Here is a 23,923-nt window from a genome sequence, read left to right on the forward strand (position 1 = left end):
AAATAACGCACCGAATCAGCTTCGCAAGGGGGTGGTGTGAGAAATTCCTTGACTTTCAAAAGTTATCTTAATCATTACAGCCGAGAAACGCACTGGTCACGCAGCTATCGATTCGACTGGCTTCGACCGCGATCAGCCCAGCCGGCACTACGCCAATCGCACCAACTACCGCGTTCGCGCACTGAAAGTTACTGCACTCGTCGATGTCGAAACGCTGTACATCACCGACATCCACTCAACTACCTCGAAGAAACACGATGCGAAGATCGGCCCGCAGGTCGCCCGGCGAACGCCGGCGACCTGCGAAGTCTCGCTGCAGACCGTGGGTACGACGCGAAATCCTTCCGCGATGAACTCCGCGAAAACGGCACCAGACCGCTGATTAAACACCGGATCATGAATCCACTTGATCACGCCTATAACGCCCGCATGAACGGTGATCGGTATCACCAGCGTTCCATGTCAGAAACCGTCTTCTCGTCAATCAAGCGCACGCTCGGCTCCGCCGTGCGTGCGCGAAGCTGGTGGTTAGAGTTCCGAGAAATGCTACTGAAAGCTGCCGTCTACAACCTTCGTCGGAGCGTCCGATATCCGTGAAATCAACCGCCGTATGCCGAAACTACAGAGCCGAGAATTCCGCCCTTCCCACGAAGGACAAGCGTCTCGACGCTCTGTCGGAACCGAAAGCCCAGGGATTGTGACGGAGGGTTTGACGTATATCAGTGATTGACCTACTCCTCATGTGTAGAGGAATCACGGGATTTCAGACCCATCGTTGCGGCCTGTTGGGTCAAAGAAGCCCCATCCGTGGTTGAGTCATCGGCACCAGCCTTCTGACTGGAAACCCGGTCGCTTTTGCGGTTATTCTCTCCACTACCGTAGCGGTTTGCAACGTTTACGCCCCGTTCACGGTGTCTTGATACTCACCAACCCAACATTCGTAATTCGAGCAGCTGAACGCCGTCCGTTGTGGCCGATAGCCATGCTCACCGCAGGCGTGGCACGCCCTCGACGTGTTCGGAGGATTCCTCCCTGTTATTAATTGAATTCGCTGGGGTTCTCAAGTGCGTAAGCGTAGGTGTCAAGTATCGGAAGAGAGCTTGACAATGATTGGCCGCCAACGGTGCCGTCTGCCAGGTACGACGCATACGCGTCAAGAACATTGAGCGTTGTAAGTTCAGAATAATCAGCTACACCAGCCTCAGCAACAATAGCATTGACAGTTGTCGAGTCGAGTTCATCAGGAATGTCACTTGGTTTTGTAACAATGATTGTTTGCGTGGTATTTGTAGTTGCTCCACCATCGTCTGTTACTAGTAATTTTACAGTGTACTCGCCAGCGGTGTTGTACGTATGAGCTATTTGTTTACCACTCTTCACCGACCCAGTTTCATCAAACATCCACTCGTAGGAGGTGATCTGTCCATCAGGGTCAACTGAACCACTCGCGTTAAATGTGACTTCTTCCCCAACCACCGGCGACGAAGGACTGTAATTGAAGACGGCTGTTGGAGCTGTATTCGTATTGTCACTAACAGTAATTGTCTTGGTAGTATTTACACTCTTTCCATCATTATCAGTTACAATCAGTTTAATATCGTACTCTCCAGCAGCATAGTAACTATATGTTGTTATTTTGCCTGTTGTGTCAGTAGTACCATCTGAATCAATATCCCACTCGTAGGAGGCGATTTCTCCGTCAGAATCAACTGAACCACTCGCATTAAGTGTGACTTCTTCCCCAACCACCGGCGACGAGGGGCTGTAATTGAAAACAGCTGTTGGAGCTGTATTCGTGTTGTCGACCACAGCAGCGACAGCAGCTGTCGCATTGATCCGACCGGAACCTTGTCGGGTATCAGCAGCACCGAGATCAACAGCTGTGGATCGAAGTGCAAATCGTATCTCCGTTGGCGAAAGTTGTGATTCAGCTGCAGACAACATCAATGCGACGGTTCCAGCAACGTGCGGGGTTGCCATGCTACTTCCTTGTTGACAGGTGAGTTCCTGGGTCGGTATATTACCGCAGGTTTGAGTATCCAGTTTGGTGTCTGCACTCCAAATAACAGCTCCTGGCGCAGTTATATCAGGAACAGTGTAAGAGGCCGGCCATTCATTTGGGGGATCCGACCACTCATCAGATTCAATTACCTCTCCACCCGAAAAGTCAGAAATTGTATTGTCTTCGATTCCACTAAAATCAACACCCTCTGGGAAGGAAGGTTCAACATCAACGGATCCAACTGCCGTTGTGTCATAGACATTTGCCGGGCCAGTACTTGTTCCGGCTTCATTATTCCCAACAGCACCGATTACAACAACACCGCTATCTTGAGCATTCCGAACGGGATCAATAAGCTCATCATTGATTCCAGGCGTGCCAAGGCTCATGCTGAGCACATCAGCATCATTATCAATCGCCCACTGCATGCTTTTAGTTAGTGTAGTAAATGTTCCTTGGCCGTCGTCGTTGATCCCTTTCGCGTGCATGAGCGTTGCCTCTGGGGCAACACCAATATGTAATCCCGCATCGTTACTGCTACCGCCGACAATCGTTCCACTGACATGAGTGCCGTGACCGTCAACGTCATGTGGCCCATCAGGGTTGGTAGAACAATCAATGTAACAGACCCAATTGTTGTCATCGATGTTAATATCAGGATGACTAGGATTAACACCAGTGTCGACGACAGCAACGTTGATTCCATCACCACGAGTATCATATGTATCCCAAACATCTGGAACATTGATCTTTTTAATCGCACGAGTAGCAGTCATTCCACTCATGGATGAGGTATCATTAACAGCAGAGACAGTCATTTGGTTTTCAGTAGCTATAGCAGAAGATCGTAAAGAGGCGTTTGCAGTAGTAGCGGTAGTTGTAGCAATCTGATAATTTTCGTGAATTTGTTCGACATTGTCTATTTTTCCCAGTTGTTCGGGCGGTACCGCATCCGTATCGAGGGTAATGGTGATTGCGTTGGTTAGCCACAATCGATCATCAATTTCAACATGCGGATTCCCTTCAGCAAACTTAAGAAACGGTTTTTGTGTAGCGGCAGCGTGAGTTTTCATAATTTCAGATCGATTAGTCGTATCGGTAGTACGGATAGCAGCCGATGAGTGATCGGTAAGTCGCACGACAACAGTCTGTTCGCCTGTGGCTGCCGCGACACTGTCACTTATTTCAAAGGTAGTTGTAGCCTCTTTTTCAGGAGAGTCATTTGCCGCGACCACACTGGGGATAAAAATAACAGAAAAAAGAACTACAATAAGAAGCAATCTCCAAGAGTTATCCATATCCATATTTTAATGAATCGCCTTCTAGGATTTTAGCGTATCGAAATAGACAATCGTTGCCGAGGATGACGATTTTAAACCGCGAACAACAGACTAGTTGTTTCACAACTCATTTGTAAACAGGTGGTGATCTATTACTATGTCTAAGATCGCAACTGTTGCTTGCCATCTCACCAATTTAACGACAATACCTAACAGACTAACAAACAAGCGAATAAGAACCAACACTTTTTATTCGATTGTGAAAAAACACCTGATGTCAGAAACGGATCACAAACTGAAAATTTAAATTCAAAGTATACAATGAGACTAAGTCGAATATTCCTTTTTATTTGTGCATTCCTGATCGTACTAAGCAGTTCTGTTGGTGTCACTGCCCAAAGCGGCGAGATCGATGCCCTCGGCTCCCCAGAACTCAACGCCTATGCTCCAAACAACGATCTCACGCCCGGGAGCGAAGAAACGCTCACCGTTCAGATCGGTAACGAGGGTGATTTCCAGCGCGGCAGTGCAAGTGATCGCCAGTACGTCACCACCGCTCGGGATGTAGCTGTCAGCCTCAATGCCGGCGGCACACCAATCGGTGTCGAAACGGGCGAACAAAGCATCGGCGAACTGCCCGAATCACAGACCGGCACCCCGGAGTTCGATCTAACGGTTCCCGACTCGGCATCCCCCGGCACATATACACTCACTGTCAATCTCGACTACAGCTACACAAGCAAAGCACGGGACGCACCCTCGTTGCGCGCACAGACCTCAGAAAACTCCCGTTCCGTTGAGCGAACGATCCGCGTCACGATCACCGACGACGCCCGCTTTGAGGTCACTGAACTCGACAGCAACCTCCGGGTCGGCGAAGAGGGCGAGATCACCGGCCAACTCGAAAACGTCGGCCGCGATGACGCGGCCAACGCCGAGGTCAGCTTCGCCCCCGAAAGCGAAACCGTCGTCGCCCTCGAAAGTAACGTTGCTGTCGGCGACATCGCTGCTGGCGAGTCAACCCAGTTCTCGATCCCCGTTGAGGTTACCAGCGACGCCGAGGCTGTCCCCAAACGCTTTGATCTCCCTGTCACGTTCCGCGACGAAAACGGCATCCGCCAATCCGACGACGACCCTGAGTTCCGCGTCGACGTAGCAAACCAACGCGACGCCTTCCTGATCGAACCCGTCGATTCATCGATCGAGGCCGGCGGCAGCCGCGCCCTCGATATCGAGGTCACCAACAACCTCGGTGAGCCGGTCTCCGACATCGAGGGCAAGCTGTTCGCCGACGACCCACTCGATAGCTCCAACGACGAGACGTTCACCACCGAGCTCGATCCCGGTGAGACCACCACGGTCACCGTCGATCTGAGCGCGGCCAGCGGCGCGACGCTGAAGAACTACCCCGCCTCGATGGACTTCCGGTACACCGACGCCGACGGCGACAGCAAGCTCACCGACAGCTACCGGCTGGCGGTCAGCGTCACCGAACCCGCCGACGACGGCGGCGGCTCACCGATCGTCCCGCTCCTGCTCGGGCTGCTCGTTGTCGCCGGGATCGGCGCGTTCCTCTGGCGGCGCAGCGGCGGCGAGCTCAACGACCTCGGCGGGCTGCGAGACGAGTAGATGGCCGACCGCGGCCTCGACCTCGAACCGTCGCTCAACGCGCTCAACAGCCTCATCCTTGGGCGACCAGTGGCTGTTGTCGTCGCCTTTCTGGCGGTCACCGCCTTCCTGGTCGGCGGCATCGGAATGATCCAGACGGTCGAGGATCAGTCGGATGCCTTCTCCGAGGATATCGACGCCCAAGAAGCCCTTGACGCTGTCAACGAGGAGTTCGGCGCGACCTTCGGCGACGACGAGGAGTCGACCCAACTGCTCCAAGACAGCCAAAACGCCCTCAGCAAGCCGGCACTGCTGCGCTCGCTGGCGATTATCGAACGCACCAACGAGCGCGCGGAGCTTCGGCTGACAGACGCCACCGGGCCGGCGACGATCATCGCCCAACAGCTCGACCCCGACGCCGAGAGCTACGCGGCCCAACGCCGGGCGATCAGCCGCGCCAGCGAACGCGAGATCCAAACCGCGGTTCGCGCCAGTGCCGACAGCCCCGGCTTTCAGGCACTCGTCTCGGAGGATTTCAACCGACAGGCGGCGAGTGCGGGCGCGTCGATAACGGTTCTCACCCACTCATTCCCACCCGAAGGCGACAACCTCCAAGAGGTTCAGCTTGGCGTCAAAGAGATCGCCGACCGAAGTGACGGCGACATCCGCGTCTTCGGCCTGGGGATCACCAACAGCGAGACCGCAAACGTCATCGGCGACTCCCTCGGGATCGTCATGCCCGCGGTGCTCGGCCTGATCTTGCTGTTTTTGATCGTCGCCTACCGCGATCCGTTCGATCTGATCCTTGGGCTGATCGCGCTGGTGATGACGCTGCTGTGGACGTTCGGCTTCATCGGCTATGCTGGGATCCCCTTCGACCAGAATATGATCTCGGTGCCGATCCTCCTGCTTGCGGTCGGCATCGATTTCGGCATCCACATCGTCAACCGCTACCGCGAAGAGAAGGGCCGCGGGTTCGATGTCCGCGAGGCGATGACGATCACCAACAGCCAGCTGGCGGTTGCCTTTCTGATCGTCACCGTCACCACCGTCTTCGGCTTTGGCGCAAATCTGACAAGCAACTTTGAGCCGACCCGCAACTTTGCGATCGTCGCCAGCGTCGGCATCATCTTCACGTTCCTCATCTTCAGCTTCTTCCTGCCGTCGGCGAAGATCATCGCCGACCGCAACCGCAAGCGGTTCAACATCCCGAGCTTTGGCTCGTCGCCGCTGGCAACCGAGGAATCGATCCTTGGACGCGCGTTGCCGGCCGTGGCAACCGTCTCGAAGCGCGCACCGATCACGTTGCTCCTCCTCTTCTTGGTCATCTCTGGGGGGGCCGCCGCCTACGGAGCCGGCGTCGACCGAAGCTTCGAACAGGAGGACTTCCTCCCGCCGGAAGACCTGCCGGAGTACATCGAGAACCTCCCTGATCCGTTTGCGCCGAGTGAGTACACTGCCGCTGGCAGCATCAACTTCATCGAGGACAACTTCGCCGCCGGCAACGACGACCAGATCACGATGTATATCGAGGGGCCGTTCACCCGTGATTCGGCCCTTGAGTCGGTGTATCGAACAACCAAGGAGCCGCCGGACACCTATCTGACAACCGACAACCGCGCGAAGACGACGAGTATCATCACTGTCATCGACGACTACGCCGATCGTGATCCGGAGTTTGCCGCCCTCGTCGCCCGCAACGACCGCGATGGCAACGGTGTCCCCGACCGCAACCTCGAACAGATCTACGACGCCCTCGAAGCCTCGCCGGCGGCCGACCGCGCCGACGAATATCTCACCGACGATCGGCGAGCGATCCGCGTTGAGTTCGCTGTCGAATCCGACGCCTCCCAAGGCGAGATCACCGCCGACTCCAGAGAATACACCGAAGACTTCCGGTATGCCGCCACCGCTACCGGAACGATCGTCGTTTTCCAAGCGGTCACCGATCTCATCTTCCAGTCGGCGTTCCAGAGTTTGTTTCTCGCCATCGGGCTGACCGGGGTCTTCCTTGTCGGCGTCTACTGGCTGCTCGACCGGAAACCCCTGCTCGGTGTCGTCAACGTCTTGCCGATCCTTGTGACAGTCGCAGTGTTGCTGGCAACGATGCGGGTACTCGGCCTCTCACTCAACGCCGTCACAGCGACGATTCTCTCGATCACTGTCGGCGTTGGCGTCGCCTACTCGGTGCATATGACCCACCGGTTTATCGACGAGTACACCGCCGGCGCAAGCACCGATACAAGCCTCAAGATCACCCTCCAAGGAACCGGTGGCGCGCTCGTCGGCAGCATGCTGACCACCTCGATCGGAACTGGCGCACTCGTGCTTGCCATCTCGCCGATCCTCGGACAGTTCGGGTTGCTGATGGCGGTCAGCGTCTTCTACTCCTTTGTCACCGCGATCGTCGTCTTCCCCTCGGCCGCCTACGTCTGGGCGCGATACGATCAGGGTGGCTCGCTCCGCGACTGGCTATGGGAGCAGACGAACAGCACGCCACAGTTCCCGAGCTACGACGAGTAATCACCTACCCGCGATCGGCCGCCGCACGGAATGCCTGCACGCGCGGGCACGATCCAACACCTGTTAACAGCGCGATCATCGTGATCGTGTCGCCGTCGGGATCGGGCATATCGCCGCCGCGAATCTCGACGCTGCCGGTTTCCTGGGCCAGCCACGAGCGGGCATCCGAGACCGCCCGGCGATTGAGCCAGTCAGGTGGCCCACCGACGATCAACAACCCGCGTTGCACCGACTCGCGGTCGATCTCGACGGTCAGCTTGCCGCGAACCGCTCGCCGGGAGGTCGTCTCGATGGCTTTGATCGCAGTTGTGTCGTCGATCTCGCCCTCTTGTTCGAGGATCCCAAGCCCGAAGCGGGACTCCGTTGGTCGCTCAATCGTCTGACTGGCGTAGCCGATGGTGGCGATCCCGCCGGCAGCGAAGGTGTTCTGTACCTCGGAGGCGTCGACGACGCGCTCGGCGATCTGGCGGTCGTGATCGCCCTCGCCGGCCGCAAACAGCGCGGCGACCCGCGTTGTCAGCGTCTCGTTGAGGTCGGCTCGGGTGTCGGGGTCGGTGTCGCTGTCACCGGAGCCAAGCCATAGCTCGTTGTCGAACAGCAGCAGCGCGTCGGTCGCCGCGCCGATATCGGCGAGCGCGCGACCGGTGTTGCGTGCGGCTGTCGACGTCGACCCATCGTCGGCGGTGGGCGAACCCGCCGGCAAGATCCCAAGGCCGTAGACCGGAACATCGTAGACACGCCGCAGCTCGTCGGCGATCCGCGGGAGGGCGGTCGCGCCGCTGCCGCCGGCGAGGCCGACACAACAGAGGATCGCGTCGGTCTGCGAGGAGATCGCATCGTCGACGGCGTTGGCCAGTTCGGTCGCCTCGGAGTCGGCCGCCGCCGCACCGACGCTACGGTCGCCCTCGACGCCAGCCCCCTCGGCCTCGATGACCCCGTAGAGATGGCGTCGGTCATCCGGGATCGCCGCCAGACTCGACAGATCACGCTGGTCGGTATCGAGGGCGACGCTGTCGACGACGAACGACCGCGAGCGATCGCCGTCAGCCGCCACAAGCCGGTCGGCGATCCGACAGCCAGCCCCGCCAAACCCACAGACTGTCAGCTTCATACCTGCTTCTCACAGCGGTATCGCAAAAAGAATGCGCCCGGACGCGGGGATCGTCGATCAGTTAGAACGGGAACAGCGAGTCGCCCGCGGGATCGCGGTCGATCAGCTCGATCTCGTGGCCGTCCTGATCGCGGGTGAACGCATAGCGGTTGTCACACTCCTCGGGGCTACGATAGTCGTCAGCCTCGCGCAACATGAGCTGTTCCCAGTCGTCTTGGAGGTTGTCGACGCGGACAGCGAGATGGCCCCAGGCGTCGCCCATCGTGTACCCTCGGCCGTCATAGTTGTAGGTGAGTTCGAGCCACATCGCCTCGTCGGCGTCGTCTTCAGGTGCCATGAAGTAGTTCGCAAAGGAGCTGGCCTCCCACCGCGAGCGCGGCTCGACGTACTCGAACTTTCGCGTCCAGAAGCCGAGGGCCTCGTCGGCGTCCTCAACGCGGATCATCGTATGATCCAGCGACCACAGCGCGCCGTACTCGCGCTGGACGATCTCGACCTCGTGGCCGTCGGGATCCTTGACGAACGCATACGAGCCACCACAGGATTCGGGATCCCGGTAGTCGTCGACACCCTCGTCCATCAGCTGCTCATAGTAGGCTTCGAGTTCACCTTCGGGGACGCGCACGGCGATGTGGCCCCACGCGTCGCCCATCTCGTACTCCATATCGTCGTCGTTTTCGGTGAGTTCGAGCATCGCCCCGTCGTCGTGCATGTCTTCGGGGCCGAGATAGGCGATCGTGAACCCGTCGCCCTCGTAGCGGTCTTTCTCCTCGTAGTCGAGATGGGTCTGATACCAGTCAAGCGACGTTTCCAGATCCGCGACCCGCATCATGACGTGATCGAGTGTCCCAGTCATACACCGAAAGTGGGGCCGCCAACGCGAAAAGGATACCGGGACGGCTACTCCCGTGGCGGGGCGGGCGGCGCGCCGAGTGAATCCAGTACCGGGTAGTAGAACCACCAGCCCACCATCGCCATCGCAACCACGCCGACCGGGATCGTCCCGGCGGCTCCGCGGCCGAGCAGTCCCCACCAGACGATGACCGAGGTGATCGCCGATAGCGCGAGCAGCCCGACGGTTACCCGCACGTCCTCCCGCTCGAAGACGACGCCGCTGGCCGCACTCACCAACGCGCCACAGTAGAACCCAAACCCGAGCGGCCAGACCTGGAGTGACCACGGCAACGTTTCGAGCCCCTGTGTTTCACCGAAATAGCTCGGGAGCGGCAGCGCGTGCCACGGGTTTGTGTTGAGCAGGCCCCAACTCATCACCGCCGTGAGATCACCGGGCCCATTGAGTTGGACGACCCACGGGACAACGGCGAGTGCGAGGAGTGCGACCACGGCGGGACGCGAGGATCGATTCATTCGGGCTCCTCAAAGAGCCGTGTCGCCTGCTGTACATACGCGTTGCCGTTCCAACTCCGCACATCTTCAATCCCCGCCAGCAGCTCCATGGCAGTATCGTTCGAGATCAGCCCGGCACTGACAAACGCCTTGAGCAGCCGCGGTGTTGTCACGAGTCGTGTCGCCGACAGCGAGGCGTGGATCAGCGAGAGCCGGTTGTACTCGTCGCAGTAGCAGAACGGCGCGTCGAGACTGTTGGCCAGCTGGACGACCGCGTTTTCGCCGTCATCGAGCGGGAACGTCGAATCAAGCTCGACCGTCGCAACCGCGAGTCGTGGCTTGTTGTCAAGAACCGCGCTCGCGGCGGTCGCGTGGTCGTCGTCGTACTGGGCGGTAGTTTCGAGTTCGTCGATGACCTGCTGGGGAACGGTCACCTCGTAGCTATCCAGCAGCAGCGGTAACAGCTCCTGTCGCGCCTTGGGGGTGCTTGCGATACTTACGAGCCCTGACGTGTCGGCGACCAGCTTCATTCGTCGATAGCGTCGGCGAGCTCCTCGCTGAGCGAGTCATCCGACAGCTGCTGTTTGAGTAGCCGGAAGTTCTGGGCCGTCTCCGTGCCGACGATGGCTTTCGTCTGCTCGAAATCAAGCCGATCTTCGTAGTAGGCGTCCGCGATCGCCTGCTGAACGGCCTCCTCATTGCTCGCCTCAGAGAGATAGGTTCGGAGGGCTTCGACGAGGACATCCGTCCGGTTTTTGTCCTCCGCGACCGCGAGCGCGTCGGCCTGTTCGATCAGCCGCTCGGGGGCGCGAAAGTGAACGCGGGTGCTCGAACTCATAGACACACATTGTGCACACAATCACGTATGCTTGTCGGTCGTCGGCAACGAGTAGCGGCTTGGACGGTAGCGAGTAGCAGCTCGGACGGAACAGTTATCGGCTCTTGATAATCCGCAATACGTCCTCGTCGGCCAGTTCGTGGTCGGTTCCGACCTGCTGGTCGTCGTGTTTCGCGCTCGGGCCGCTGACGCGGGCGAACCGAAAGCGATCCTCGAACTCACCGCCGAGCTTGTCGAGGGCGTCGCCGATAGTATCGCCCTCTCGCAACACCAGCGGTTCGTCGTAGTCGACGCCGCGGCCGGGTTTGTCCATGTAGATCCGAACGAGACCAAGTTCGTCCCAGATCCGTTCGGTCAAGCCGTCGAGGCCTTTCTCCTCTTCGGCACTGATGAAGATACACTCTTCGGGGTCAATATCGTGCTCACGAAGGTTCTCGTGGACGGTCGGCAGGTAATCCTCATCGATCAGATCGGCCTTGTTGACCGTGACCATCGAGGGGATGTAGACGCGGTTGTCCATCATCCCATCAACCAACTCGTCGATTGAGGGGTCGCCGCGAACCGTGATCTCGGCGTTGACGTAGCCGTTCTGCCGGAGGACTTCCTTGATCGTGTTTTCGTCAAGGCTGACGCTGTCACTTTTGTTGACCTGAATCCCGTTTTTGTGTCGCTGACGGATGTGGATGCTCGGTGGCTCTGTATCCAGCCGGATGTTGTTGTTGTAGAGTTCCTGGCGCAGGCGTTCGTACTGGTCGATCTCGAAGACAGAGAGCATGAACACTGCGAGATCAGCAGTGCGGACGACCGACAATACCTCTTGGCCGCCACCACGTCCGTCGGCCGCACCCTCGATCAGGCCTGGGACGTCGAGAATCTGGATGTTCGCGCCGCGATACTTGAGCATCCCGGGGTTGACATCCAGCGTCGTAAATTCGTAGGAGCCGGTTTCGCTGTCGGCGTTGGTCAGCGCGTTGATCAGCGTCGATTTGCCGACGCTGGGAAAGCCGACGAGCGCGACGGTAGCGTCGCCGTGTTTCTCGACGGCATAGCCGCCACCACCGCCGGCGGAGGACTGGTTTTCGAGTTTTTCTTTCTTCTCGGCGAGTTTCGCCTTCAGTCGACCGATATGGGCCTCTGTCGACTTGTTGTACGGGGTTTCGGCGATCTCCTCGCGGATCGATTCGATCTCCTCCTCCAGTCCCATTATCGGTCAGTGGGCCATCGCCGTCGAAAAGGCTGTTCATTCGGGGAGTCGTGGGCTGGCTCAACGCTCCAACAACCCCAGTGAGACACGGATCGCGTCGTCGATATCAGCCAGCTGGCTGTCAGTCACACGGCCGAAGTGATCGGTGATCCGTTGCTCGATATCGATGGTCCGAATCTGATCAAGTTGGACATGGGAGTCAACTTCGAGTTCGGGCATCGATCCAGAGAGGTTGACGTGAAACGGATAGTCGGTATGGCCCTTCGAGAGCGGTGCGACGATTGTCGTCGGGGCAAACTCGTTGCCGGTGTCGTTTTGGATCACGACGGCTCGACGTGATTTGTAGAGTTCGCTTCCACGAGTGTCATCGTCGTCCGGGCCGCCGAGGTCGACACGGACGATATCGCCACGGCGAACCATCAGCTGTCAGTCGGTGGCTCGCCAAGCTGTTCAGTCGCCTCCGTGGATGCCGCCGCCCACGCGGCAGCCGTCTCAGCAGCGTCCTCGGCGTTGGCCTGATACGCCGCAGCCAGTTCATCATCGCTGGGCCCCATCTCGTCGTCGATCGCCGCTTGGACGAGTTGCGAGAGGTTGCGGTCGGTGGCGTCGATCCACGCGGCCTGATCCTCACGGATCGTGATATTCTTGCGCTCCATACTCGTGTGTATTAGATGTGTACTGAAAACGATACCGGCGAACGGTGACAGAGACGACAGATTCGGTCGGCAACGCGGCGTGAGCAACGGCGGATCGGTCACACGAGAGTGGCCGAACAACGACTTCGATATGATTATACGCTATCCGTCTAACATTCAGACGAACTGATATGCCGAACCCAACCCGACTGCGTGACAGCACGCAGATCGAACTCCCCTGTCGTTCCCTGGAGGGGATTCAGGATGATCTCGAAGCCGAACACACGGTGACTGTTATCCAGCCGGAGGGCCAACAGTGCCGGATCATCGGCAGCCCCATCGAGATCAAAGCCGCCAGCGACTTTCTGAGCCGACACGGTGTGACGCTGCCGTAGCCCCAACCACCCGCTGTTGCTTCCGAAGCGCGTTTTAGCCTGCACCCACTAACACACCCATGGACGAGACGCCGGGACTCAGCGAGCAGTACCGCAAGGCAAGCCCGTGGCCGCTGTTTATCGCCCTCGGCGTGCCGATCTCGGAGATCGGCCTCGTCTTTGATGTGTTGCCGATCGCTGTCGGCGGGCTGCTGTTGTTCTGTGGCTGTGTCGCCGGCATGCTCCAGGAGGCCGGCTACATCAACACGCCGTGGCGTGCCCTCGGGGCGATGGCTGTGTTGTTGTTCGGCCTTGGTGGGGCGATCCTCTATGTCAACCCGCAGGTCGGCGCGGATATGACGATGCGGGCCTACGCCGTGTTGGCCAGCGGGGCTGTCATCATCGCTGGCGTGATCGCCGGCACGTTGCTTGTTCCGAAACGACAACGACCGGCGTAAACTATCTTACTCTCATCCTTCAGCGCATACGCGTCTCAGTCTGATAGTAGTAACGAGTATTCAAGCTGCTGAGCCGATTTCAAGCCCGACAGCAACGACGCGTTTGGTTTGATGATCGAAGCCGACAGATAGGAGCAACGTTTAAGCGAAATCCGGACGAGAAGACATCAAGTTCATGGCCGACGGAAGACGACTCGGCGAGGCCGCGTTCGTTGTCGCGGCGGTAGTCGCGGTGGTGCTGTCGGCTGCGTTTCTCCCTACCGTATCGCTGCTGAGCAGCAGCAGTCTCCCGGATGGACTGCCAGGGTCGCAAATACCCCAGATGTCGGGCGGTGGGAGCGGCAATACCGCCGGCGGACAAGGGACGGGGCAGTTCCCCGACATCGGCGCGCCCGGTGGGCTGGCCGGCGGATCGCTCTCGCAGCCGCCGGCGGAGACCCAGCTCAGCGGGGGGCTCTCTGGGGCGAATCGAGTGCCGTTGTTCACAGTCGAATCACCGGTCAACACCTACTGGCGACAGACTGCATACAGCCAGTACACAGGCACGGGCTGGGAGCAGTCCGTCGAGCGACAGCCGTTGTCGTCGGGCGTCCCGAACGACGACCTGACGCGGGACGACGACCGGTTCAGCTACCGGGTGACGATGCTACAGGGCGGGCGGTCGCTGCCGACAGCGTGGCAGCCGGAGTCGATCCGATTCACCGGTGATGCGGCAGAGCCCTCGGTGACAGCCTCAACCGTCGGTGGGATTCAAAGCGAGCGATCACTGCCCGAGGGGACGAGCTACGTCGCCGAGAGCGCGGCCCCGCCGCGTGACCCAGCGGTGCTCCGGCAAGCAAGCGGGCGGACGCCGAGGGATATCCGCGAGAAATACACCGAGCTCCCGCTCGGTACCGACGACCGCATCGCCGAGCGCACGAGCGAAATCGTCGCTGGTGCCGACTCGCAGTACGAGCGGGCGCAGGCCGTTCAGCAATGGCTCAAAACGAACCGGGGCTACTCACTGAACACGTCGATTGACCCGAGCGAGCCGATCGCCGAACAGCTGCTGTTCGAGGTCGATGCCGCATACTGCCAGCATTTCGCAACGACCATGGCGGTGATGCTCCGCACGCAGGACATCCCCTCGCGGTACGTCGTCGGCTTCGCGCCCGGCGAGCCGGTCGGCGACGACGAGTATCTCGTCACCAGCGACAGAGCCCACGCGTGGGTCGAGGTCTACATCGATGGCGTCGGCTGGGTTCGGTTCGACCCGACACCGGCCGGCGAGCTGCCGGTGTCGACGCCGGAGCCGCCGTACGAACTCTCCCTGAACCGGTCGGCCGTCGTCGGCGCGCCCGTTGCGGTGTCCGTGACGAAAAACAACAGTGCGGTCTCGGGGCTTCCGGTCTACGTCAACGACGAGCGGGTCGGCTGGAGCGGCGCGGACGGCACCGTGGCGACGACGCTGCCGTATGCCGAAGAAGTGACGATCAAGGCCGGCGACCAACCGGCGGGGACGAAATACGACGACATGGCGGCCGGGGCAAACGGCGACCGCGAGGCCGTCCGCTCGGTGACCGCGACATCAGCTGCCGACGATGGTGGTACCTCGCTGTCGGCGCAGGCGGCTGCAGACAGCAGGAGCGTTTCGCGTTCGGTTCCGGCCGGTGCGTCGATGCTCCCGCTGTCGGTCGCCGGTGTCGGCTCGGCAGTGCTGTCGACGCTCACCCCAGAGCCCGCCCGGATCGACAGCTCCGGCTCTACGGGTAGTGGCGCGGGCGGTGCCGTCCCGCAGGCCGACGGTGATTCAACGGCAACCTACCCGCTGGAGACGAACGCGACCGTTGAGGTTCTCGGCGAGCCGACCGCCGGCGAGACGGCGACAGTCGTCACCACCGTTGGCAACGTGCCGGTTACCGAGGCGACCGTCGCACTCGACGGCACGCGCGTCGGGACAACCACGGGAGAGGGCACCTACGAGTTCTCGCTGGCCGACGTTGCGGCCGGCTCCCACCGCGTGACGGTCACGCGGGAGCCAGTTCGCGCGACGACGAGGTTCACCGTTGCCGAACCGGGTGACGAAGACGACGGAGATGACGAGTCGCGGCTGGAGCCCAACGTGTCGGTCGCGCCGGCAACCGGGATCGCGCTGCCAGGGGTGCCGGCGACGGCGAACGTAAGTCGGTTCGGGGAGCCGGTCGGTGGCGTGGCGGTACATGTCGACGGCGAGACGGTTGGGACGACCAATGCCAACGGCACCGTCGCCTTCGGGCTGCCGGTCGCACCGTCGACGACGGTCGCCGCCACGGTCACCGGCGTTCGTGGCGAGACACAGCTCGCGGGGCTGTATCGGAACGCGGCCGGCGTCGCTGTCGCTCTGGCCATCGTGGTCGGCGGACTGGTCGCGCTCGCACGCCGATACGGGATCACGCGAGGGACGATCCGCGCTGCGATAGGGACGGTCGTCGGCCGGCTGCGACAGCTGCCGGGGCGGCTAACGGCGGCCATGATCCGGCTCGCAGCGCGGTTCGAGGCGGCAGCGAGCACCCTCGCCGACCGGCTCCGGGCGTGGCCGACGTTGCTGTCTACATCGCTGTCGGAGCTGCTCCAACGGCTAGATCCTCGCCGGCCGCTGGCGGCACTGGTGGCGTGGCTTCGGCGCAACTACAGCAGCTGCGCCGACGCGGAGCCACATCAGAGGGCGAAGGTGACATGACGACGCAGGCACGCTCGGCAGAACAGAAGACGATCAGGTCGCTGTGGGGCGCGTTCGTCGGCGTCGTCCGGCCGCCAGGGCTGTCGACCCGGACACCCGTCGAGATCCGGGAATACGCCGTCGAGCGGGGGTTCCCCAGACAGCCGGTATCGTATCTCACCAAGCTTTATCGTGCCGTCGAGTACGGCCGCGAGTCGCCCGACGAATCGCGGCTGGATCTGGCTCGCGACGCGCTGTCGTCGGTTCGAAGTGAGGAGGACGACGAATGAGTCGCCTCGTCTCCGCCCGTACCGTTGTGCTGTTCGTCGCTGTCGCGGTGACCCTCGGCTTCGCCGTCGCCGTCGGCTACAGTCCCGACCTCCTTCCAGCGTCTGTCATCCGCCCCATCGAGTCGTTCGTGACGTCGCTCGGCCAGCGGACGGCGGTGCTGGCGGCCGGCGGGCTGCTCGGCCTGCTCGGCGTCGTGGCCGCATGGGTCTGGGGGGCCTCCCAGCCGACCGGCGCGTTCGCCGAGCGGTCGGTCGCCGAGCCGAGCCGTGAGGTCTCCGTGATCGGCGACTCGATGACCGGCCGATACGACCAGCGAGCCACCGATCCTGACCCCTTGGAGGATCCGATCACGTCGTCGCTCAGAGGAACGCTCATTCAGCTCTACCAGGAAGCCCACGAGGACAGCGACGCCGAGACCTACGTCGACAGCGGCGAGTGGACGACCGACCGTGTGGCGGCGGCGACGCTGACCGACGCGGTCGCCTTCCCGCTGTGGTACCGGCTCTACGACTGGCTCTACCCCGACCACGCCTACCGGTACCGGATCCGACGCGCGCTGCGGGCCGTCGAGGCGGCCTCAGCAACCGAGCTCACCGGATTCGCGCCGCCCGAGCGAACGCGGAGCCGACTGGAGCGGGTTCGGGGCCTCTTTCGATCCGACGAGGGGCTAGTCGAAACAGACGAACGCGTCCGAACTGGGGAGGGCGAGCAATGAGGATCACCCGGTTCGCCAGCATGCGCGCCTACGTGTTGATACTCGTCGCCGCCGGGATCGCCACCGGGAGCATCGCGCTCGTGCTCACGGCTGTCGTCCCGCTGGTATTCGTGCTGCAGGGGACGCTTTCGACGACGCCGACCGTCGACGGCACAGTCGAAATCAACCGCGAGCTGTCGCCGCCGACGCCGCTGCCCGGCCAGCCGGTCGAGGTGACGCTCACCGTCAAGAACACCGGCGAACGGTCGATCTCCGATCTCCGTCTCGTTGACGGCGTCCCGGAGGAACTCGGCGTCACGGCGGGCTCGCCGCGAGCCGCCGGTGCAGTGTCGGCCGGCGGCGAGTTCAGCCACAGCTACACGCTACAGGCCGACCGGGGGAGCTACGCTTTCGACGATGTGGCCGTCAGGGCGCGCAACAGCAACGGGACGCGGCTGGTCGACGAGACGCTGGCCGCAACGGGCGAGACAGCCTTTGAGTGCCAGGTCGACATCGAGGAGATCCCGCTCCAGCAGACGACGAACTACACCGGCCAGCTCCCCACCGACACCGGCGGCCCAGGCGTCGAGTTCTACGCGACCCGCGACCACCAGCCCGAAGACCCCGTCTCGCGGATCGACTGGCGGAGCTACGCCAAGACCGGCGAGCTGGCGACCATCGACTATCGCGAGCAACACGCCGCCCACATCACCGTCCTGACCGACAGTCGCCAGCCGGCCCACGCCGCCGCGGATCCGACCTCGCCGACCGGAGCGACGCTGAGTGCCTACGCCGCGACGATTGCCCTCAACGTGCTCATCTCGGAGGGCCACGAGGTGTCGCTCGGCGCGCTCGGTATCGTCGATCCCCAGACCGGTACTGGCCCGCCGGCGTGGGTTCCTCCGGAAGCCGGCACCGCCTTCGCCGCCCACGCTACCGCCGTCTGCAATGCGGCCGCAACCGGGGGCGGCGGCGAGACACAGCACGCCGAACCGGCGGCCGAGCCGGGGGCGGCAGCCGACGGCGACGATGCCGCAGCCGCCGACGGCTCCGCTGACGCGGAGGCGGCCTACCTGACCGACGGCGGCGACGCATCGACCGACGAGGTCGACGGCGAGGCCGGAACGAACAAGACAGCCGACAGCGAGGGTGGGTCGGCGGGAGCGAGCGACGACAACAGCGAATCGGCACAAGCAGGCGATACCGGAAGTGAATCGACACAGCCGGCCGACGCCGCCGACGAGTGGAGACGAGTGCGGTCGCTGGTTCCGGGCGGTGCGCAGGTGGTGCTCTGTACGCCTGCGACCGACGAGCCGGTGGTCGACCTCGTCGAGTCGCTCCGCGGCGACGGTCACGAGGTGACAATCCTCTCGCCGCAGACGACGCCGGCGACCGTCGGCGGCCGAACGGTCGCACTCGGGCGGGCAGTTCGGCTCGAACAACTCCGCCTGCTCGGCGCGACGGTCATCGACTGGGATAGCGATGAGAACCTCCGCTCGGCACTGGCCCGGATTCTCGGGCCGGGGGCAGGATAATGGCTTCGCGCGGCATCCTCCCGGAGCCGAACACAACGCGGGCCACGTCGCTGCTTATGATGGTTGCTGTCGGCGTGGGGATCTGGCTACTGACGACCGTCACGGGCAGCCGCCAGTCGCTGCTGGTCGCCGCCGTCGCGGGCGGCGTCGTTGGCCTCACGATGCTGGTCAGCGATACGGAGACCCCGGTCGGCGGACTGGTGGCGTCACTTTTCGCGCCAGCGGTGAGCCTTCTCGTCCTCGTCGCCGTTCTCGCGCCGATCCGGGTGTTAGTCCAGTTGGTGTTGGTTCAGTCGGATGTTGTCGGGATCGAGTCGATCCTTCGGCTCGCCATCGGGCAGGTCGGTGTCGCCCTCGCCGCCGGGGTGGCGACGTTCGGCGTCGTGGGTACGCTCGACGGCAAGTTCGGCGAGGGCGGGGCGACGCGGCTCCTCCGGAACACCGACACGGCGGTGCTCGGGCCGATGATCGTCCTCGCCGGCGTGGCCGTCGTCCGGCTCGACGCGCTCGCGTCGATGCCAGTACTCGGCATCGAGCGCGCGCTACCCACGCTCTCGGCTCTCGACTCACCGGTGCCGGCGGCCGTGTTGCTCTCATTTTGGGGCGTCGCCACCGTCTTCGTCGGCGTGCTGAAGCTCACCCTCGGGGTCGCCCCGATAGTGGAGCTCTCGCCGCAGCCGCGGGAGGCGGCGGTCGCGGCGACGCTCACCCGGCTGAACCGGGGGCTCAACATCGGCTGGGGTGTGATGACCCTGCTGACGCTGTCCCCGGTCGGCCTCGCCATGGCCGACCTCATAGAGATACGGCGGTTCGAGCCGGTGGTCGGAGTGCTGGAGACCGATGGCCTCCGTCGCGGGCTGCTACAGGTCAGCGGGTTGTTGGCCCTCATGGGGGTGATACTGTGGGGATTGCAGGCGGCGACCGGCCGCGTAACGAACGCGGTAAGCCGGCTGATGCCGATCCCAGTGGCTGCGGCGAGCGCGGTGGCTATCGCCGTCGCCGGTGGATCGTTCGTCGGGCAGGCAGTGGCGCGCGTGCCGGCTGTCTACCGGCCGCAAATCGAGCAGGTAGTAAGCGCGCTGACGCCGACCGGCGTGGTGCTGGCGGTCATCGTCGCGGCGATGAGCTTGCTGTCGGTCGCGCTCGTCGTCGTCGCACTCGGCGGCGCGATCCGGTACGTCCCCAGGCGAACGGCCGGCAGCGCGCTGGCGAGTGCCGGCCTGGCTGTCGGCGCGATCGCTGCCGGCGTCTACGGGGCCGGAATCCTCGTCGTCGCTGGCGTCGTCGCCATCTCCGTCTTCGTCTGGAGCGTCGGCGAGCAAAGCGTCACGATGCGAACCGAACTCGACGCGGCGGCATCGATCCAGCTCGAAGCGGTGCATACGATCTCGGCGTTCGGCCTTGCCGGCGGTGGGATCGCCCTCGCGTGGGGACTCTCCACGACCGCACTCGACCGGCTGACCGTCGCCGACGGCACGCTGCTCGGCGTGCTTGCGGCGGCGGTGGGGATACTGATCCTCGTCGTCGGGATTCGCGGCTGAGCGCGGTCAGCCGGTTTCTGCGGTCGCCGCCGGCACCTCGACGCTGTCGAGGAGATCGTCGACGATAGCGGTCGGATCGACATCTCTGATCTCCGCCTCAGAGGTCAACACGAGGCGGTGTGTCATCACGGGCGGTGCGATAGTCTTGATATCGTCAGGAGTGACGTACTCGCGGCCGTGAATCACCGCACGGGCGCGGGCGGCCTCGAAAAACCGCTGGATGCCGCGCGGCGAGACGCCGACATCGACGCGGTCGTCCTCCCGGCTCGCGCGGACGAGGTCGACGAGATACGCCTTCACGTCGCTCTCGATGCCGACTCGTTCGGGGAGCTGTCGCAGCGTCGTCACCTGATCGGCATCGACGACGGGATCGACGCTTGGCATCTGCGTGTCGCGGTTTTCGCGGCGCGTCACCAGCTCGATCTCGCCGCTACGGTCGGGGTAACCGATAGAGGTCTTCACGACGAATCGGTCGCGCTGAGCCTCCGGCAGCCGGAAGGTACCCTCCTGTTCGATGGGGTTCTGGGTGGCGATGACGAAAAACGGCTCCGGCAGCTCGTAGGTCGTCCCGCCGACCGAGACCTGGCCCTCGTCCATCGCCTCTAAGAGTGCCGACTGGGTCTTCGGCGGCGCGCGGTTGATCTCGTCGGCCAGAACGATGTTGGCGAAGACGGGGCCGCGCTGGAAGCGGAACTCCCCGGTTCCCTCGTTGTAGATCTGCGAGCCCGTGATGTCGCTCGGCAGCAGGTCGGGGGTGAACTGGATGCGGTTGAACTCCAGTCCGAGCGCGTCCGCCAGGGCGATAGCGGTGAGCGTCTTGCCCGTCCCCGGTACGTCCTCCAGCAGGACGTGGCCGCGGGCGAGCAGCCCGGTCGTTACGGTTTCGAGGAACTGTCTGTCCGTGATAACAGCCTCCCTGATACGGTCGATGACAGTGGTAATGCGATCGGCGGCCGTCTCGATGTCCGGTGTGGCGACCATAAGCAGGTAGTTGTCGGTGCTAACAACAGGTGGTGGTAAATGCGTATCGGGGAAGGGTGTCAACCTTATCAAGGAAGCGGCCGAGCTATAGCAGATTGGTGAACAAACAATGCTCGACCGCATGGCTGAGAAAGCACGCGAGCAAGAACTATTCTGCCGAGAGGACACGCCGACCGAGCGGCGTGTCCTCGGGGCATTTCTCTATCACGCCGGATTGTCCTACCGTCGAATCCAACCGTTCGTCGAGCGATCGCATGAAACAGTTCGGCAGTGGTTCCACCGGTTAGAGCACCTCTTCGAACCGGACTGCTAAGACCGGCCCGAAGTGGCCGTCGACGAGACGAAGGTCGAAGTCGACGGCACCGAAGTCTTCGTCTGGACGGCAGTCGACTGTGAGACGCTGGAAGTACTGCACGTCGATGTTACGCCTGGGCGTTCCAGTCTTGATGCTCTCTTGTTCCTTCGAGAAGTGCTGGAACAGTGCCGCGGTTGCCCGCTACTGCGGGCTGACCGCGGCCCGTGGTACGACTGGCCACTGGAGCTGTTAGACTGTGAGTACGAACGGGAAACATGGGGCAATCGATCACTCATCGAAGCCTGGTTCGGACTTCTCAAGTACCGAACCAGACGATTTTAGTACCGATTTCCGTACTACAGCACAACCGACTCGACCATATCATGGCTCAAGGCATTTGCCGCCTGCCACAAGGCGACACTCTAACCGTGACACCCTTCCGATCCGAACCGGAAACCTATTTGTGCGTCCTGAAGTATCCCGTGATATGGAAGCCAAGATCTTTGATCGAGAAACGATGCTCGATCTGGTGGTCAACTTCATCCCACTGGGGATTATTCTGTTTTTCATCGCGTTCTTCGTCGTGGTGACGCCATGGGGCTTCGAGGTCAGAACCTCCGGGGTGATGCTCGGGCTGATGATCGTGCCGTTTGTCGCTCTGGCGGTACTGACGTATCTCTCGGCGAAGGCGATCGCCGGCGACGAGAAAACAAAGCCGGTGTACGCCCAAGGGCAGGCTGGTCTCGAAGAGGCCGAACCGGAACATCACGCGGGCGACGCCCAGCCGGCCGAGACGACTGCCGACGCTGACGACGCTGAAGGAGTTGACGACGACGATGCTGACGACGACGGTGAGGGAGTTGACGACGACGATGCTGACGACGAAACAGCAGACAACCCCGAAAATTAACAACGCCACTCTGACGACGCCGACGAGCCGGCAGCGTCGATCCTTATCGCACGTTTGTAAATTCGAAGCGCGCGCCGCCATCGAAGCTATCGGTGAGTTCGACCTCCCAGCCGTGGGCTTCGGCGGTCTGTTTGACGATCGGGAGGCCGAACCCGGTGCCGTCCGTGCGGGTTGTCTCACCGGCATCGAAGACGGCTTCACGTCGGCCTTCCGGCACCCCACGGCCGTCGTCTTCGACAAAGAAACCGAAGGTGCCGCTGTCGGGCGCGCGCGTGTTGGTGTACATCACATTCTTCAGACCGACACGGATCGTGATCGCCCCCTCGTTGTGATCGATCGCGTTCCGAAAGAGATTCTCGAAGACGTGTGACAGCCGGTTGGGATCGCCGTGGACGGTGAACTCATCGACGACACGGAGTTCAGCGTTGGGGCTTTCGATCAGTTCCCAGCAGTCCTCGACGAGGTCGGTGATCTCGACGGGCTCCATGCTGTCGACAGATTGGCCCTGCCGAGCGAGCATGAGCGTATCCTCGATGATATCCTCCATCCGGTCAAGGGCGTCGATGACGGTGTCGAGATGCGGGCTGTCATAGTCGGCTTGCGCGATCTCAAGGCGTCCTTGGGCGACGTTCAGGGGGTTTCGGAGGTCATGGGAGACGATGTGGGAAAACTCCTCCAATCGATCGATCTGGCGTTTGAGCTCCTGTTCGCGCTGGCTGCGTTCAAGCTCGTAGCCAACCCACTGGGCCAGCGTCTTCACGGTCAGCTTTTGGGCCTCGATGAGCTCCGGATCGCGGGGCTCGTTGCCGGCAAAACACAGTGACCCATACACCTCGCCGTCGACAGTGATCGGCGCGCCCACATAGCACGCCAATCCCATTTCGGTGTGCACTGGAAGTTCTGAGAGCGCGTCGTCGGTGCCGGCGTTGCCGATGGCGACAGGCTCGTTTTCGGCGATCGTGAGCTGACAGTAGTTGTCGGACAACGAGGTTGTCTGCCCGACAGCGATGTCATCGTGATCCCCGGCGACGGCCAACACCTCAACATCGTTGTTTTCGATCCGCGTCGCGTACGCAAAGGGGTAGCCGAGTTCGGCGGTGCCGACCGCAAGGGCGCGGTCAAGTTTCTCCGAAAAGGAGAGCTCCGATTGGTTCGTGATCGAGTATAGCCGCGAGATGGCCGCCGTCGACTGTCGCCACGGATCCGCGGAGTGCTGCTCGCCGCCAACGCCGCCCAGCGTTTCGATCCGGGCGGCCAACAGCGCGGCGTCGCTGTCGCCGTCAGTTTTCGGCACGTAGTCAGCACCGGCAGCCAGAACCCGGCTCACAACATCGAGATCAGCCGGGGAGGCAAAGAGAAGAATCGGGAGCGCCGGATCCCGCTCGCGGATCCGGGAGAGAAAATCGACGATATCAGCATCAAGCGGCGGTTCGACGACGAGACAGTCCGCATGCTCGGCCTCGTAGGCACGCAGTCCCGCGTCGGCCGTCTCGACGCTGACGACCGAGAACTCGGTGTCGGCCGCCGGCGGCGCAGCCCCGTTGGTGAGCGTGTCAGGAGGGTCGGCCGGCCCGACATGCAGCACGCGAAGCGTTGGCATTAGTGAACGTATCGAATGA

General features: G+C 61.9%; 23 protein-coding genes and 2 pseudogenes. 13 read left to right on the top strand and 12 right to left on the bottom strand.

The annotated features are described in order from the left end of the window. Positions 1 to 73: 73 nt before the first annotated feature. Positions 74 to 597, top strand: a pseudogene (locus HKK80_RS02340) (IS5 family transposase); the annotation flags it as partial. A 134-nt stretch (positions 598 to 731) separates the two neighbouring features. Here the strand turns inward: HKK80_RS02340 and HKK80_RS02345 are convergent. Both HKK80_RS02345 and HKK80_RS02350 read right to left on the bottom strand, forming a co-directional pair. Beyond that, positions 732 to 1,027 (bottom strand): annotated as a pseudogene (locus tag HKK80_RS02345) (RNA-guided endonuclease TnpB family protein); the annotation flags it as partial. 11 nt (positions 1,028 to 1,038) lie between these two features. Beyond that, entirely contained in the window at positions 1,039 to 3,306 is a 2,268-nt protein-coding gene (locus tag HKK80_RS02350) for a S8 family serine peptidase (protein ID WP_411798009.1), read from the bottom strand. Between the two features lie 297 nt (positions 3,307 to 3,603). Here HKK80_RS02350 and HKK80_RS02355 point away from each other — a divergent pair, with 297 nt between their 5' ends. Together HKK80_RS02355 and HKK80_RS02360 are read left to right on the top strand one after the other, a co-directional pair. Next, positions 3,604 to 4,911, top strand: a complete 1,308-nt coding sequence (locus HKK80_RS02355) for a COG1361 S-layer family protein (RefSeq protein ID WP_411798010.1) — start codon at positions 3,604 to 3,606, stop codon at positions 4,909 to 4,911. After that, positions 4,912 to 7,413 (top strand): efflux RND transporter permease subunit, encoded by a 2,502-nt coding sequence (locus tag HKK80_RS02360; RefSeq protein ID WP_411798011.1) that lies wholly within the window; start codon positions 4,912 to 4,914, stop codon positions 7,411 to 7,413. A 4-nt stretch (positions 7,414 to 7,417) separates the two neighbouring features. Here the strand turns inward: HKK80_RS02360 and HKK80_RS02365 are convergent, their stop codons facing one another. The 8 genes from HKK80_RS02365 to HKK80_RS02400 form a co-directional block, all read right to left on the bottom strand. Beyond that, on the bottom strand, positions 7,418 to 8,524 hold the full coding sequence (locus HKK80_RS02365) for a tubulin/FtsZ family protein (RefSeq protein ID WP_411798012.1): 1,107 nt from the start codon (positions 8,522 to 8,524) through the stop codon (positions 7,418 to 7,420). Between the two features lie 61 nt (positions 8,525 to 8,585). Continuing rightward, positions 8,586 to 9,380 (bottom strand): VOC family protein, encoded by a 795-nt coding sequence (locus tag HKK80_RS02370; RefSeq protein WP_411798013.1) that lies wholly within the window; start codon positions 9,378 to 9,380, stop codon positions 8,586 to 8,588. A 44-nt stretch (positions 9,381 to 9,424) separates the two neighbouring features. After that, positions 9,425 to 9,892 (bottom strand): TIGR04206 family protein, encoded by a 468-nt coding sequence (locus HKK80_RS02375; RefSeq protein ID WP_411798014.1) that lies wholly within the window; start codon positions 9,890 to 9,892, stop codon positions 9,425 to 9,427. Then, entirely contained in the window at positions 9,889 to 10,401 is a 513-nt protein-coding gene (locus HKK80_RS02380; protein WP_411798015.1) for a hypothetical protein, read from the bottom strand. Before HKK80_RS02380 ends, HKK80_RS02375 begins: the two co-directional genes overlap by 4 nt. Continuing rightward, a complete protein-coding gene (locus HKK80_RS02385) occupies positions 10,398 to 10,709 on the bottom strand; it encodes a hypothetical protein (protein WP_142442705.1) in 312 nt (103 codons plus the stop codon). Before HKK80_RS02385 ends, HKK80_RS02380 begins: the two co-directional genes overlap by 4 nt. Before the next feature lie 94 nt (positions 10,710 to 10,803). Then, positions 10,804 to 11,913 (bottom strand): OBG GTPase family GTP-binding protein, encoded by a 1,110-nt coding sequence (locus HKK80_RS02390; protein WP_411798016.1) that lies wholly within the window; start codon positions 11,911 to 11,913, stop codon positions 10,804 to 10,806. A 60-nt stretch (positions 11,914 to 11,973) separates the two neighbouring features. Next, the gene (locus HKK80_RS02395; protein ID WP_411798017.1) at positions 11,974 to 12,333 is read right to left on the bottom strand and encodes a type II toxin-antitoxin system PemK/MazF family toxin; all 360 of its coding nucleotides are present in this window, start codon (positions 12,331 to 12,333) and stop codon (positions 11,974 to 11,976) included. Further along, the gene (locus HKK80_RS02400; RefSeq protein WP_411798018.1) at positions 12,333 to 12,569 is read right to left on the bottom strand and encodes a hypothetical protein; all 237 of its coding nucleotides are present in this window, start codon (positions 12,567 to 12,569) and stop codon (positions 12,333 to 12,335) included. The genes HKK80_RS02395 and HKK80_RS02400 overlap by 1 nt, the downstream gene beginning before the upstream one ends. Positions 12,570 to 12,739: 170 nt before the next feature. Here HKK80_RS02400 and HKK80_RS02405 point away from each other — a divergent pair, with 170 nt between their 5' ends. From HKK80_RS02405 to HKK80_RS02435, 7 genes are all read left to right on the top strand, one after another. Beyond that, on the top strand, positions 12,740 to 12,943 hold the full coding sequence (locus tag HKK80_RS02405) for a hypothetical protein (protein ID WP_411798019.1): 204 nt from the start codon (positions 12,740 to 12,742) through the stop codon (positions 12,941 to 12,943). 59 nt (positions 12,944 to 13,002) lie between these two features. Next, positions 13,003 to 13,380 carry a cox cluster protein gene (locus HKK80_RS02410; protein WP_411798020.1) on the top strand — a complete coding sequence of 126 codons (378 nt, stop codon included), beginning with the start codon at positions 13,003 to 13,005 and terminating at the stop codon, positions 13,378 to 13,380. 175 nt (positions 13,381 to 13,555) lie between these two features. Then, positions 13,556 to 16,078: a transglutaminase domain-containing protein gene (locus HKK80_RS02415; RefSeq protein ID WP_411798021.1), complete on the top strand. Its 2,523-nt coding sequence runs from the start codon at positions 13,556 to 13,558 to the stop codon at positions 16,076 to 16,078. Continuing rightward, on the top strand, positions 16,075 to 16,347 hold the full coding sequence (locus tag HKK80_RS02420; protein ID WP_411798022.1) for a DUF4129 domain-containing protein: 273 nt from the start codon (positions 16,075 to 16,077) through the stop codon (positions 16,345 to 16,347). The genes HKK80_RS02415 and HKK80_RS02420 overlap by 4 nt, the downstream gene beginning before the upstream one ends. Then, positions 16,344 to 17,063 (top strand): hypothetical protein, encoded by a 720-nt coding sequence (locus HKK80_RS02425; protein ID WP_411798023.1) that lies wholly within the window; start codon positions 16,344 to 16,346, stop codon positions 17,061 to 17,063. Before HKK80_RS02420 ends, HKK80_RS02425 begins: the two co-directional genes overlap by 4 nt. Then, positions 17,060 to 18,577, top strand: coding sequence for a DUF58 domain-containing protein (locus tag HKK80_RS02430; protein ID WP_411798024.1), 1,518 nt, complete (start codon positions 17,060 to 17,062; stop codon positions 18,575 to 18,577). Before HKK80_RS02425 ends, HKK80_RS02430 begins: the two co-directional genes overlap by 4 nt. Further along, positions 18,577 to 20,118: a hypothetical protein gene (locus HKK80_RS02435; protein ID WP_411798025.1), complete on the top strand. Its 1,542-nt coding sequence runs from the start codon at positions 18,577 to 18,579 to the stop codon at positions 20,116 to 20,118. The genes HKK80_RS02430 and HKK80_RS02435 overlap by 1 nt, the downstream gene beginning before the upstream one ends. A 6-nt stretch (positions 20,119 to 20,124) precedes the next feature. Here HKK80_RS02435 and HKK80_RS02440 read toward each other — a convergent pair whose 3' ends face one another. Further along, on the bottom strand, positions 20,125 to 21,099 hold the full coding sequence (locus HKK80_RS02440) for an AAA family ATPase (protein ID WP_411798026.1): 975 nt from the start codon (positions 21,097 to 21,099) through the stop codon (positions 20,125 to 20,127). Positions 21,100 to 21,208: 109 nt separating this feature from the next. Here HKK80_RS02440 and HKK80_RS02445 point away from each other — a divergent pair, with 109 nt between their 5' ends. The 3 genes from HKK80_RS02445 (at position 21,209) to HKK80_RS02455 (ending at position 22,304) form a co-directional block, all read left to right on the top strand. Beyond that, the gene (locus HKK80_RS02445) at positions 21,209 to 21,412 is read left to right on the top strand and encodes a hypothetical protein (protein ID WP_411798027.1); all 204 of its coding nucleotides are present in this window, start codon (positions 21,209 to 21,211) and stop codon (positions 21,410 to 21,412) included. Between the two features lie 12 nt (positions 21,413 to 21,424). After that, positions 21,425 to 21,736: a DDE-type integrase/transposase/recombinase gene (locus HKK80_RS02450; protein ID WP_411798028.1), complete on the top strand. Its 312-nt coding sequence runs from the start codon at positions 21,425 to 21,427 to the stop codon at positions 21,734 to 21,736. A 145-nt stretch (positions 21,737 to 21,881) separates the two neighbouring features. Next, the gene (locus HKK80_RS02455) at positions 21,882 to 22,304 is read left to right on the top strand and encodes a DUF6684 family protein (RefSeq protein ID WP_411798029.1); all 423 of its coding nucleotides are present in this window, start codon (positions 21,882 to 21,884) and stop codon (positions 22,302 to 22,304) included. 43 nt (positions 22,305 to 22,347) lie between these two features. On the opposite strand, the gene HKK80_RS02460 is transcribed toward HKK80_RS02455, so the two are convergent. Further along, the gene (locus HKK80_RS02460) at positions 22,348 to 23,904 is read right to left on the bottom strand and encodes an ATP-binding protein (protein WP_411798030.1); all 1,557 of its coding nucleotides are present in this window, start codon (positions 23,902 to 23,904) and stop codon (positions 22,348 to 22,350) included. Positions 23,905 to 23,923: the final 19 nt, after the last annotated feature.

The organism is Halonotius sp. F2-221B, from assembly GCF_046719765.1.
Taxonomy (GTDB): Archaea; Halobacteriota; Halobacteria; order Halobacteriales; family Haloferacaceae; genus Halonotius.